At 40.6% G+C, this 11,903-nt stretch carries 11 protein-coding genes, 1 tRNA gene and 1 pseudogene; 8 read left to right on the forward strand and 5 right to left on the reverse strand.

The window, feature by feature from the left end; translation table 11 throughout:
• Nucleotides 1–65 precede the first annotated feature (65 nt).
• Together CPIN_RS17450 and CPIN_RS17455 are read right to left on the reverse strand one after the other, a co-directional pair.
• The gene (locus CPIN_RS17450) at nucleotides 66–1,118 is read right to left on the reverse strand and encodes an IS481 family transposase (protein WP_012791154.1); all 1,053 of its coding nucleotides are present in this window, start codon (nucleotides 1,116–1,118) and stop codon (nucleotides 66–68) included.
• A gap of 135 nt (nucleotides 1,119–1,253) precedes the next feature.
• Entirely contained in the window at nucleotides 1,254–1,487 is a 234-nt protein-coding gene (locus tag CPIN_RS17455) for a hypothetical protein (protein WP_148230584.1), read from the reverse strand.
• 99 nt (nucleotides 1,488–1,586) lie between these two features.
• Here CPIN_RS17455 and CPIN_RS17465 point away from each other — a divergent pair.
• Nucleotides 1,587–2,698 (forward strand): IS3 family transposase gene (locus CPIN_RS17465; protein ID WP_148230517.1). Its coding sequence is split into 2 segments (ribosomal slippage): nucleotides 1,587–1,839 and nucleotides 1,839–2,698, totalling 1,113 coding nucleotides; the frame shifts between segments, so codons are not numbered across the junction.
• A 299-nt stretch (nucleotides 2,699–2,997) separates the two neighbouring features.
• Here the strand turns inward: CPIN_RS17465 and CPIN_RS17470 are convergent.
• Nucleotides 2,998–3,228, reverse strand: a complete 231-nt coding sequence (locus CPIN_RS17470) for a hypothetical protein (RefSeq protein ID WP_012791155.1) — start codon at nucleotides 3,226–3,228, stop codon at nucleotides 2,998–3,000.
• 469 nt (nucleotides 3,229–3,697) lie between these two features.
• Between CPIN_RS17470 and CPIN_RS17475 the strand changes: the two genes are divergently transcribed.
• The 4 genes and pseudogenes from CPIN_RS17475 to CPIN_RS39345 form a co-directional block, all read left to right on the forward strand.
• Nucleotides 3,698–4,639, forward strand: coding sequence for a histidine kinase (locus CPIN_RS17475; RefSeq protein WP_044219006.1), 942 nt, complete (start codon nucleotides 3,698–3,700; stop codon nucleotides 4,637–4,639).
• A 139-nt stretch (nucleotides 4,640–4,778) separates the two neighbouring features.
• Nucleotides 4,779–5,198, forward strand: a complete 420-nt coding sequence (locus CPIN_RS17480; protein WP_012791157.1) for a hypothetical protein — start codon at nucleotides 4,779–4,781, stop codon at nucleotides 5,196–5,198.
• 1,316 nt (nucleotides 5,199–6,514) lie between these two features.
• On the forward strand, nucleotides 6,515–6,772 hold the full coding sequence (locus CPIN_RS17490; protein ID WP_012791159.1) for a hypothetical protein: 258 nt from the start codon (nucleotides 6,515–6,517) through the stop codon (nucleotides 6,770–6,772).
• A pseudogene (locus tag CPIN_RS39345) lies at nucleotides 6,714–7,709 on the forward strand (recombinase family protein); the annotation flags it as partial. The gene CPIN_RS17490 and the pseudogene CPIN_RS39345, both read left to right, overlap by 59 nt.
• Nucleotides 7,710–8,241: 532 nt before the next feature.
• On the opposite strand, the gene CPIN_RS17495 reads toward CPIN_RS39345, so the two are convergent.
• Nucleotides 8,242–8,325, reverse strand: a tRNA-Leu gene (locus CPIN_RS17495).
• A gap of 173 nt (nucleotides 8,326–8,498) precedes the next feature.
• On the opposite strand from CPIN_RS17495, the gene CPIN_RS17500 reads away from it, so the two are divergent.
• The 3 genes from CPIN_RS17500 to CPIN_RS17510 all read left to right on the forward strand — a co-directional run bounded on the left by CPIN_RS17500 (nucleotide 8,499) and on the right by CPIN_RS17510 (nucleotide 11,319).
• On the forward strand, nucleotides 8,499–9,470 hold the full coding sequence (locus CPIN_RS17500) for an NADP-dependent oxidoreductase (protein ID WP_012791161.1): 972 nt from the start codon (nucleotides 8,499–8,501) through the stop codon (nucleotides 9,468–9,470).
• Between the two features lie 6 nt (nucleotides 9,471–9,476).
• Nucleotides 9,477–10,394, forward strand: coding sequence for a helix-turn-helix domain-containing protein (locus tag CPIN_RS17505; RefSeq protein WP_012791162.1), 918 nt, complete (start codon nucleotides 9,477–9,479; stop codon nucleotides 10,392–10,394).
• Nucleotides 10,395–10,491: 97 nt separating this feature from the next.
• The gene (locus CPIN_RS17510; protein ID WP_012791163.1) at nucleotides 10,492–11,319 is read left to right on the forward strand and encodes a hypothetical protein; all 828 of its coding nucleotides are present in this window, start codon (nucleotides 10,492–10,494) and stop codon (nucleotides 11,317–11,319) included.
• 54 nt (nucleotides 11,320–11,373) lie between these two features.
• On the opposite strand, the gene CPIN_RS17515 is transcribed toward CPIN_RS17510, so the two are convergent.
• Complete coding sequence (locus tag CPIN_RS17515; protein WP_012791164.1) at nucleotides 11,374–11,823, reverse strand: SLATT domain-containing protein; 450 nt, start codon at nucleotides 11,821–11,823, stop codon at nucleotides 11,374–11,376.
• Between the last annotated feature and the right edge of the window lie 80 nt (nucleotides 11,824–11,903).

Raw genomic sequence — 11,903 nt, forward strand, 5'->3', positions numbered from 1 at the left:
TATTAGTGCTACATTTATATGTAATAGTCAGTACTTGATCTGACAGTACAAGGGATTTTGTACGATTAATTGATAGCTAAAGATAACTGATTTAATTGTTTTTCTTTTGCCAGGTGTTTAGTTGCAATAAAAGTCTCCATGGGAGTTTTACCATAACAGTATTTTCCGCTGTGAGGTCGCTCGTTGTTGTAGTAAGTAAGCCAGTTATCTAAATCAGCCTGTAGTTGCTCTAACGTAGTGTAAATCGTCTTACGGAATGCAATAACGTAAAACTCCTCTTTTATTGTCCTGTTAAGCCGCTCACAGATCCCGTTTGACTGAGGGCTGCGCACCTGTGTTTTAGAGTGTTCTATGCCCTCTATAGTAAGATATAGCTCATATTCATGATGCTCGTATTTACCTTTATATTCTGATCCTCGGTCTGTCAAAATACGAAGCATAGGAACATCTTGATCTTCGAAGAATGGAAGTACTCGATCATTAAGAATATCAGCAGCTACGATTGCATTTTTTCGGTCGTAAACTTTTGCAAAAGCGATGCGGGAATAGGTGTCGATAAATGTCTGTTGATAAATTCTTCCAACGCCTTTAATACTTCCAACGTAATAAGTATCCTGGGCTCCAAGGTAACCAGGATGTTCTGTTTCTATTTCTCCGTAAGCCTCTCTTTTCTCCTTTTTCCGTTCAAGAGCCATCATTTGAGCTTCCGTGAGAATAATACCATCCTGAGCAATCTTGGCTTCAAGGGACTTTAATCTCTTATCAAATACCTCCAGGTCGTGCCTTTGCCAAACACTACGCACACCGCCTGCAGAGATAAATATGCCTTGTTTACGAAGTTCATTACTCACCCGTTGCTGACCAAAGGCAGGATAATCACAAGCCAATTTTACTACGGCTTCTTCAACAAATGGTTCAACTCGGTTTTTAAGAATGGGTTTAGAGCGGCTTATCTCTTGCAAGGCCAACTCTCCGCCTGTATCATACATCTCTTTGATGCGATAGAAGCTGTCTCGGCTGTAACCCATCACTTTACAAGCACGGGATACGTTACCTAAGTTTTCTGCTAATTTCAGCAGACCTAACTTCGTTTTGATTAACTTGTCATTACTTTTCATATCTGACAGTTTTAAAGGGGATTAATTCGAAGTGTGGTTACTTAAAGTTAATCCCTTACTGTCAGATTAAGTCTTGACTATTTCAATTTATAGGAAGGATTGTCAGTCATGTGATGGCGATCTTTGGAATACACCCTAGGCTTTCTGAGTTTCTATTAGTTTAGTTTTTATTCTTTCTAAATATCGCTCAATTTCATCTTTTAGATGCCTTATACTTGTAGTATATTTATGAGAATCTTCTCTCGCAATATGCATATCCCTATTGGTTTCCTCGCTATCGAAAATATACCCTTGCGCATTCATTATTCCCAGATCAATTATTTCCTCTGCCAATTCATGTCTTTGGTCATTTAGCTTTGATAATTTCATGGCATTCACACTATTCCAGGCTTCCAAATGTAAGTACCCCTTAACGGCAGACAGTTTAAAATTAGATAAAAGTGTTAATTTTAAACTAATCTGTTCATCATGAAAAAAACAAGATTTACAGAATCCCAGATTGTTTCTATCCTTAAACAACAAGAATCCGGGATACCGACCAAAGAGATCTGCCGACAACACGGCATTTCAGAAGCGACTTTCTATAATTGGAAGAGTCGTTATGGAGGTATGGAAGCCTCAGATGTAAGGCGTTTGAAAGATCTAGAAGAAGAAAATGCGCGTCTGAAAAGGATGTATGCTGATGTATCCCTGGATAATCAACTTCTTAAAGATCTCTTCACAAAAAAAGGCTGGGCCCTGCCACCCAAAGACAAATAGCGCATGAGCTGGTTAGTGAAGAAGGTATTTCTGTGAGTAGGGCCTGTAGACTTGTATCCTTTCCACGATCTCAATTCTATTACAATAGCCGTAAGAATGATAATGCAGTTATTATTGCATTGCAGGAATTGGCTTTTAAGCATCCTAATTACGGCTTCAGGAAGCTATCCTCTTATTTGCGGAGGGCAGGCCATAAATGGAATCATAAACGGATTTACCGTGTTTATAGGCTATTAAAACTCAACAAACGTAGGAAAGGGAAAAGACGATTACCCGCCCGGATAAAGCAACCACTGATCAGGCAACAAATGATTAACGTTAGTTGGAGTATGGATTTTATGAGTGATAGTATGACTGGTAATAGACGCTTCCGGACTTTTAATGTAATGGATGACTGTTCAAGAGAAGCATTGGCTATTGAGATCGATACATCCCTATCTGCCAAGAGGGTTACGCGGGTACTGGACCGAATATTGACAACACGTGGTAAGCCGAATAGTATACGAGTAGATAATGGACCGGAGTTCACTTCTACAAAGTTTTGCCTATGGTGCAAAACGAATAATATCATCGTTCAATACATCCAGCCAGGTAAGCCAATGCAAAACGGATATATAGAAAGGTTTAACCGTCTATATCGTGAGGCTGTTCTTGATGCATACTTATTTTTTGACCTTAACCAGGTACGAGAGTTAACAGAGGAGTGGCTGGAAGAATACAATCAGCGTAGACCACATGAAGCATTAAATAATCTTACCCCAGAAGAGTGGAAAAACATGGTTCTTGAAGAAACGATTCTCCAGAAGAATACTGTTTGCTAAACGGGGTACTTACACAAAGCCCCTAGATCCTTGATTATTTTCTCTAATGAAGACTTGAGATTTATCAAACGTTTCTTTTTATTTTCTTCCATTTTATATTGCTTAAGTGATATAATTACTGTGAATTTAAACTTAAGAGATTATAATTTCCATATTATCTTTCATGCCTTTCTGGTGTAAATCCTCCGTGCATTCGAGTGTTGTTTTGAGTAAGCCTCACGATAAGCAACACACTTCACGTCTTACCTCAAGAATAAATGGACTTTAAGCTTTTATAACTATGATGTATTATATTAATTTTAAATTGGGTCATCTGTCAGAAAATCTTTAACTGAGCACTTCATAAATTTGGCAAAGTCGTTTAGATGGTATAGATTATATTTTTCCTTTCTTTCGGAGTTTTCAACATGGTTAACTAACTCCCCATAATACCCTGCACCTAAGGATAATTGCTTAGGTCCAATATCCTTTCCTTCCCTTATCTTTTTGACTTTCTCCATTATAATGATGTCTAATTGCCTCTTACTCATTCTTCTATTATTTAAGTATAAAAAAAGACCATAAAAGTTGGGACATGTCCCAACTTTTACTTATTTTCGATTTAGAAAATATTAAACTAATCATATGGGGTCCAACATGGTTTTATCCGGTTTGAATACTGGATAGTTTCGTTATATTTGCGATCTTAAAAAATATTGATTGCAGCTCACTCTAGTTTATCCGGTACGGGAAATGTCGAAATTTTGATGTATGCCAGGATGATAAGGAGAGTGCTCACGTTATAGGCGTGGGCCTTCTTGTCAGCATACAGCCCTTCGACAGGCTCCCGTGCGGCAGGTTGGTTTCGCGCCTTTTTCTTCTACAGAAGGCCTTACCTACCTATGCCTAGTCCTCGGCAAAATTACTTATAATTTTTTAGGGGTTAAACAATATGTGAACGGTAGCTGAGATTTTCATCTTAGCCCTAGATTTTATTGCTTAAAGCTGTAAATCTTATAAATGAAAAAACAGATGACTTACTCTGAAAAGAGCGGGATTGGCCAGTCATTGCTTACTAAAAACGAAACCGAGTATCCTTTACAGGTATTCAGTGAGGTTTTTATGAAGTATAGCTTAGAATCTATTCTTCAGAGCATTAAGGGGGTTTTTACGGCGTCTTTCAATGTCGATCTTCAAAGAATAATTGAAGCTGGGCATATTCTGGCAAGTTCTTTACAGGAGACTAGGACAGATAAAGAATGTACCAACTGCATATATGCCAAACTGTTGTTAGTGATAATAGATATGATTGATGCTCAATTGGGTCTTGCTGAAGTTTCGATGAACAGGCTGATAGAAGAACATGAATTTCATCTATTTGTAACCAGGCCAGAAATAGCCTGTCACATAAGCACATTTCGCCTGGTTGCAGCCCGGAGCAGGCATTTATTAAGGGATATTAATCACAAAGTCAAGTTTGGTGGAGGTGACTTCACATTAAATCCCAATATGACCAAGTTCAATCTGGCAATTTTTGTTGACGAGATTACAGCTTCATTTAAATTATACGAAGATGCGACAGGCAGGGTGATTGAAATAAGGAACACAGTTGAATCAAGTCAGACCCTACTAACGGATAAGGTCATGCTGGACATAATAATGTCCAGTCTTATACACGTTGCATATGCAAACAGTAAAAAATCGACAAAGGTATTCATATTAGTCGAAGCAGCAAATGAACGGCTTTCATTTAGCGTAAAAAGCGAGGGAAGGCAAATGTCTAATACCAAGGTTGAAAACCTGTTTAAACCGCTTAATGGTTCGATAACACTGGCCAATAATTGGGGAGCGAACTTGTATATGGCTAAGAAATGTATTGACGTATTAGGTGGGGTGATACGAGTACTTAGTGAGAAATACGAAACTGTTATCCAGGCTAGCCTTCCATGCCTTTTGAGATAGTTGTTATTGTAATTTATGCTTTGTGCGCTTGATTGATCAAATGTGCCGCTGAAGAGCATTTGCGGGCAACATACAAACCATTGTTTAATAATTCCTAGGCATTATTCCTTAATACAGCCAACGGAGTAAAAATCCCTCAATGATTCCTGTACGAGCAAAAAAGAAGCTATCAATTTGTTTGGTTGATGAAGACCGGCTAACTAGGTCTGACTTGGCACATGTGCTTGACAATATGGACATCTATATACCAATCGTATGTTCCAATTTTCATGAGCTGATAGCTGAATATTTGTGTTATACGCAAAAAGGGCCACCCAATTTCATTATCTCGGAATGGTACAGGGACTTTGCTGATCCTGATTTCCTCGTCATTTTCAGTGATAGTCAACTGGCTACAATTCCGATAGTTATCCTGACGGATGCAAGCAGGGCAAAATCAGTTAAACCGCCGCCTGAGATGGTCATCATTGGCACACTAGGGAAACCCATTAATAGAAAGGATCTCAAAGAAATGTTAACCGATTATATAAAACATAAAAAAGTAGGAGAATATGACTGAAATAAAGCACTATTCAAACAATTTTTTAAATGACTTAATGACTTGCCTAGAGAATGCACCAGATGAATTCACTAGCACCATCTGTAAGGAGCTTAGATGGAGTAAAACAAAGTTCAAATTCAATTTAAACACTGAGATATTAGGTAAGGCTGATACAATGTCATCTAGGGAGGTTGAGCATGTTTTAAGAGTATATCAGCATTCTATCGTCTTTCAGTTACTGTTGAAACGATCGCTCCACTGGAAGAAAAGACTGAACACTTCACAAAAGCCAATTCAAAACATGCTGAAGTTCTCAGACACATGTGCCAATACCATGATAAAAGATTTGGTCACCACATTAGAGAATGCACCGGCCTTATTTCGGGAATGTGTTTGTTCCAATTTGAAGTGGCAGCCTACTAAATTCGACTCATATCGTCTTGCGCCCATAGCTAAGGATTATGATACATATACTGTTTTTAATAAAAAGCGGATTAGCATAATCATTCCAATCTATGAATCCCTTGTTATGTGCCAGATACATGACAGAGCGTTCAAATGGGATAAACACAATCTGACTCAGTAACGCTGCCAAGCAGGTATTACAGTCAGATCTATGTTATGAAAAATACCGATGCGAATGTTCGTGAATAATGCATAGCTGAAATAGACATAGGGTTTTATCTTGAAGGGAACACCGGTAATGGATTCTTCCTCCGCCGGTTTTTATTACCAACCATAAAAAATATCTATATCCATATGAGAAATTTACCTGAATGGCACGAGAAGCCATTGGAACTAACAGTTGAGGAGATTTCTGAGCCGATGTCGGTTGTTTCAGATTTCCTTCATTCCTATCCGTTGCCGGAATTTAGGGAGTACCTGAGGTCACTTCTATTAATGGCATGTAGCGATCAGGATTGTAACGCGTCATTTAATATCATTCTGTGTGAGGATGTTATTCGACTAGTAGAGGCATGTAGTGTAATCTTAAAACGGCGTTATGGGGAACCGACAGTGTAGAGATAACCTATTAGTGGGTCTAGGGTTCTTCCATTTTCCGACTCTTTTTAACTTTTTCCGATCTTTTTCAACTAAAAGTCAAATGGATTTCAACTCGCGGTCAAATAGAGGTCGACTATTAGCCGACAAAATGTTGTCTCGTCTTGAAAGAGATTTACAGCAGTTTAAATGCTCCTGAATTTAGTTTACGACTGGATGACGGAAGATATTCTGAACAAATTTGAACAAGTTTTTTACTGTACATGACATTTCGAAGAAAAGCGCGAAAGTAGATTTTTGGGTGGCCGTATATTGGTCTTTTATTGAATCATATGAAACATGAAGTCCAACGTCAGTTACCCGCAAAGCCCTCAATTGAGGAAGCAAGAAGAATCCTCCAGGCAGATCAATACGCTTATAAAGACGAGGAAGTTACAATAATAATAGACTTTATACATCGTCTGGCTGCTATTGATCTGAATATCTATGAACAATCAAATCCACAAATCCATCACCTTAAAGACTACAACAATGATCACTCAAAGAAAAGCATTCCTATATCCAAGAGTAAGCACAGACGAACAGCTTGACGGTTATAGCATAGCCCATCAGGAAGACGTATTAATACGTTATTGTGAAAAAGAGAATATTCAGGTGGTTGGCATTTACAGGGAAGACCATTCAGCAAAGACATTTGACAGGCCAGAGTTCCAAAAGATGCTGCATGTCATCAGCAAGAACAAAGGTCTTGTTGACCTGATACTGTTTTCTAAATGGGATCGCTTTTCCCGAAATGTCGCCGCTGCCTATGAAATGATCGGCAAGCTGAAAAGGCTCTCCGTAGAGCCTCAGTCCATAGAGCAGCCTTTGGATATGGATATACCGGAAAGCAAGATCATGCTGGCTATCTATCTTACTACACCAGAGGTGGAAAATGACCGCCGAGCCTTAAACACGCTTCACGGTATGCGGCGAGCCAAGAAAGAGGGGAGATACCTGGGCATTGCCCCGATTGGTTATAAAAATGGACGTGACGTGCATAACAAGCCCTTCCTTATACCCAATGAAGAGGTAGAAATAGTCCGCTGGGCATTCGAAGAGCTATCCAGAGGTGTATGGGATATTGACACACTCCGCCGTATGGCAAATAGAAAGGGCTTAAAAATTGGCCGAAGCCAGTTCTGGAGCCTTGTCCGTAATCCAGTCTATTGCGGGAAAGTTTTTATAGCCGCCTATAAGAACGAACCCGCCCATTGTGTAAAGGGCATCCATGAGCCTATCATCCCTGAAAGTCTGTTTGACGATGTCCAAGATGTCCTAAAAGGGAAGAAGCGAAACGTCAGGGTAAATACTTTTACAGAAATCGACCAACAACTTCCTCTAAGAGGTTTCCTAATCTGTCCTCGCTGTGGGAGACTATTAAGCGGGAGTGGATCAAAAGGCAACGGCGGTATCTATTATTACTACCATTGCCAATCCGTAAAGCTCTGCAAAGAGCGTTTCCGGGCAGATACAGCAAATGAGGCATTTGTAAGGCAATTAGGCCAGATAGCCGTCAATGCACCTATCATAGACTATTACTGCCAGATAATCAGTCAGTCATTAAAGAAGGATAACCAGGGGAAGGAGCAGGAGCTTAAAGAAACGCAGGCTGAGATAGACAAGCTATATATAAGAATACAAAACGCCCGTTCTTTGCGCCTTGACGATGAATTTACCGCAGAAGAATTCAAAGAGATTAAGACAGACCTGACCAAGAAAATAGAAGACCTGGAAAAGAAGAAAACAAAGCTATTATCAACCAACGACAATTATCAGGAATACCTTTCCCAAGGCGGCGAAATCATGAAAAACATTGCTACTCGCTATATTTCTGCTTCCCCAATCGGCAAAAAACAAATCATTGGTTCGATCTTCGCAGAAAAGCTAATTTTTTCAGAAAACAAATTTCGAACCACAGAACCAAACGTCATCCTTGAGCTGATAGCGAGGCCCAGAGCGGACCTAAAAGCCGATAAAAAGCAAAAGGTCGGAGATATCTCCGACCTTTCCGCTTTTGTGCCCAGAACAGGAATCGAACCTGCACTCCCTTTCGAAAACAAGATTTTGAGTCTAGCGCGTCTACCAGTTCCGCCATCTGGGCAAAGCAAGTGTCCTTCACTTGCGGGTTGCAAAGATATTCAAATAATTCAAATCACCAATATTTTTTTTAAAAAATATATTCTCCCCTCAGTCTAGCGCATTTCGGCTGAAACAATACGTATTCAGACTAAACCCTACTTCCACTGAACACAGACCTTTACAAAAAGCAAAAATATGAAAGCAATCAGAATTTATGCATTCGGCGAACCATCAGTCATGCAATTGGAAGAAGTGGAACGCCCTGTCGCGGCTGCTGACGAGATATTAGTAAAAGTATACGCGACAAGCGTCAACCCCGCGGATTACATTATCCGTCAGGGAGGAAATGACCTTCTGAGACCGTATTTGAAATTACCACTGGGCCTGGGATTAGACGCTGCTGGTATCGTGGAGGAAGTGGGCAGTGAGGTGACGGACTTCAAAAAAGGCGATAAAGTATATGGTGTTCCAAATTTCCCGGGTGATGGTAGTTATGCTGAATACCTGGCGGCTAAGGCGAGCCAGTTCGCACTGATGCCGCGGAATATTAGTTTTATAGAGGCAGGCGCTTTGCCATCCTGTGCACTGATTGCCTGGAATGGGATTGTCGATTTAGGCAGGGTAGAAGCGGGGCAGCGTGTATTCATCCATGGCGCAGCGGGTGGTGTCGGTAACCTGGCGGTACAGGTGGCAAAGGCAAAAGGTGCGTATGTGATTGGCACGGCATCGCCTTATAACTTTGATTTTTTAAAGGAACTAGGGGCTGACGAGGTACTCGACTACAAAGATCAGCAGTTTGAAGCGTTACTGGGTAACATCGACTTGGTATTTAACGCATCGCCGGTAAGAGATAACGAAACAAGATTAAAGTCAGCAGATCTTTTAAAAGAAGGCGGTATTTTTGTATGTACACAGCTGGATAGTCCGTTGAGTGAGGAGTTAAAAGAAGCGCTTGCACAGAAGAATGCTACAGGAACACATGTAGGTGGCGGGGGACTTGCCTATGTTTCCTCTTTGAGAGAGACAACCAGCTTAATTGAAGAAGGAAAGGTGAAGGCGGTGATCAGCAAAGTGTATCCATTAGAGCAGGTAGGTGAAGCACATCGTGAAAGTGAGACTAAACATGTCCGTGGAAAGATCGTATTAAAGATCAGGGACGAAAATTGATGCAGCATGAAGCGATTTAGCACAATTGGTGAATTTTTACAATTCAGGCAGTTACCTCAACCAGAACATCCTTTGATTTGTGTGTTCAAGGTGGAGGCGGTTGAGCGCGTGCTGATAGAAGAGCCTAAAAGCTGGTTGTATGATTTTTATGCGATCGGCCTGAAAAGGGTTTCCAATGCAAAGGAGGCCAGGTTAAAGTACGGGCAGCAGCAGTATGATTTCGATAATGGGATCATGTCTTTTGTGGCGCCCGGACAGGTATTAAGCTTATCGCTGGACGATCATGTTAAACTAATAAAACAATCAGGATGGATGATGCTCATTCATCCTGATTTTCTCTGGAATACTTCATTGGCCCAGGCTATTAACCGGTACGACTTCTGGGATTACACGGTACATGAGGCATTATTCCTCTCCGAGAGGGAAGAAGCGACACTCGTACATATTATGCAGGAGATACAGCGGGAATGCCAGTCGAACATAGATAAATTCACCAAGAGCATTATCATCTCCCATATTGAGACCTTGCTCAATTATGCAGACCGCTTTTACCATCGTCAGTTTATTACCCGTGAAAAAGCCCATCACCGGATATTAGAACGCCTGGAGAAGGTGTTGAATGACTATTTCAACAGCGATGATCTGATTAGAAAAGGATTGCCGACTGTCAGCTATCTTGCCCAGTCTTTGAATCTGTCGCCGAAATATCTGAGTAGTTTGCTTAAAGTGCTGACCGGGGAGAACACCCAGCAGCATATCCATAGGAAAGTAATCGAAAAAGCAAAAGAGAAACTATCTACTACAAATCTTTCTGTCAGTGAAATCGCTTACGAGCTGGGATTTGAGCATATTCAGTCTTTCAGCAAACTGTTCAGGACTAAAACTAACCAGTCCCCCATGGAGTTTCGCCAGTCATTTAACTGAGGCGATATACCGTATCCCTGAAAGTCTACACGACTGCCGAAAGGATATTAACATCTGTTATATCTTCGGCACGTCAAAATGGATAAAAGCTGAAGCTATGGGCAGTCGCGTAAACTATGTCATAAAAAATAAAGAGAAGATTACTATCTATCACCATCGTTGGGGAGCAATCCGTATTTCACATGATCTTTATGCCGGAGAAACTGCCTTTTTAAAGTACGTAAAGGAGTGTGACATTCATACGCATCTGAGAGAGGACGGCTGGATGGAAGGATTTGTGCTTGTCGACATGGAAAAGAAATTACTTGGTTTCTGGTCCTGGGAACTTGAACGTGAAACGTCTGTATTGCGTTACTACCTCTCCGCACTACAGGAAAAGTGGCCTGGTTGGCAACTGATACACCTGGCTAACTATATGTATGATGCTGAACCGCTTATTGGTTTTAATTATATTTCAGCGCAGACGATTCCGGCATTTAAGTTACCAGACCCCGAATTGATGATGAATGACGGGATCCCTGATGACTGTCCTTGTGCGCTGGTTATTGCCAGACAAGATAGGGAAATATTTGTCGCAGAGACGATGGAGATAACTGTAGAAAATATCATTTGCTATGGAGAACAGTCAGTACCCTTACTAAGGAGAAGGCCCGCAATACCCTTGCCGCTTGAAGGTGAAACACGTACACCTGATCATATATTTATTGACCTTGATAATAAATGGCTGATTGTGAACGACAGTATTTTCGGTATATGGGAAACCATGGCGCACAAATGGCCTGGTTATACGCTAAAAATGGGATGTATCGGTTATCTGGCGATGTTGGAAGCTGCCAATATCCCAACTGCCGGATTAGAAATGCCCCACAGTAAGGTGATGGAAGGTTTTGAACAAATGACAAGCTTAGACGATCTGTATAAATAAATAAGCGTCTTCTTTGAGGACGCTTATGCAAAATAAAGAGAAGGAAGAAAGCGGTTAGTCTTCTCCTCCATCATAATTTTCGATGATTGATTTCTGCGCCTGAAGAATTTTCTGGTATTCTTCAAAATGCGCATCCTTATTTTCTTCATACAATGCCGGTCCCTTTATGAAATCATAGCAGATACGATCCCGCAACCTTCTCAAATCGAATAAAAGCGCATCATAACTTCTTCCTTTGTCCCTGAAGTTGAATAATCCCTCAAGGGCAGCCAATAATGCTATTGTTGCACTGATGACCAGGATAAAGTTATCGTTGTCGGCTTTGCCGCCACCGCTTATTTTCCAGCCGGTTAAAACGGTAATAGAAGCTCCCGCAATGAAAGTGAAAACCTTACTGGTTCGATATAAAACGGTGTACACTCTTTTCTTACTTTTGATGCTGTCTATTCTCAATTCAATCTCACGGTATAAAAGATCTTTGTCGATTAACTCCGGAATTTTCATATTGGAAATCAGGTTTTATAGGGATATCTGTGTGATTTTAAAAGAATGAAGGTTGTAATATAATATAAGCTGATGAAAAA

The sequence above is a fragment of the Chitinophaga pinensis DSM 2588 genome, from assembly GCF_000024005.1.
Taxonomy (GTDB): domain Bacteria; phylum Bacteroidota; class Bacteroidia; order Chitinophagales; family Chitinophagaceae; genus Chitinophaga; species Chitinophaga pinensis.

Bases quoted from the DNA above. Each gene is read 5' to 3' on its own strand.
- CPIN_RS17480 (WP_012791157.1), top strand. From the start codon at position 4,779: ATGATTCCTGTACGAGCAAAAAAGAAGCTATCAATTTGTTTGGTTGAT.
- CPIN_RS17500 (WP_012791161.1), top strand. From the start codon at position 8,499: ATGAAAGCAATCAGAATTTATGCATTCGGCGAACCATCAGTCATGCAA.
- CPIN_RS17475 (WP_044219006.1), top strand. From the start codon at position 3,698: ATGAAAAAACAGATGACTTACTCTGAAAAGAGCGGGATTGGCCAGTCA.
- CPIN_RS17490 (WP_012791159.1), top strand. From the start codon at position 6,515: ATGAAACATGAAGTCCAACGTCAGTTACCCGCAAAGCCCTCAATTGAG.
- CPIN_RS17455 (WP_148230584.1), bottom strand. From the start codon at position 1,487: ATGAAATTATCAAAGCTAAATGACCAAAGACATGAATTGGCAGAGGAA.
- CPIN_RS17450 (WP_012791154.1), bottom strand. From the start codon at position 1,118: ATGAAAAGTAATGACAAGTTAATCAAAACGAAGTTAGGTCTGCTGAAA.
- CPIN_RS17505 (WP_012791162.1), top strand. From the start codon at position 9,477: ATGAAGCGATTTAGCACAATTGGTGAATTTTTACAATTCAGGCAGTTA.
- CPIN_RS17470 (WP_012791155.1), bottom strand. From the start codon at position 3,228: ATGAGTAAGAGGCAATTAGACATCATTATAATGGAGAAAGTCAAAAAG.
- CPIN_RS17510 (WP_012791163.1), top strand. From the start codon at position 10,492: ATGGGCAGTCGCGTAAACTATGTCATAAAAAATAAAGAGAAGATTACT.
- CPIN_RS17515 (WP_012791164.1), bottom strand. From the start codon at position 11,823: ATGAAAATTCCGGAGTTAATCGACAAAGATCTTTTATACCGTGAGATT.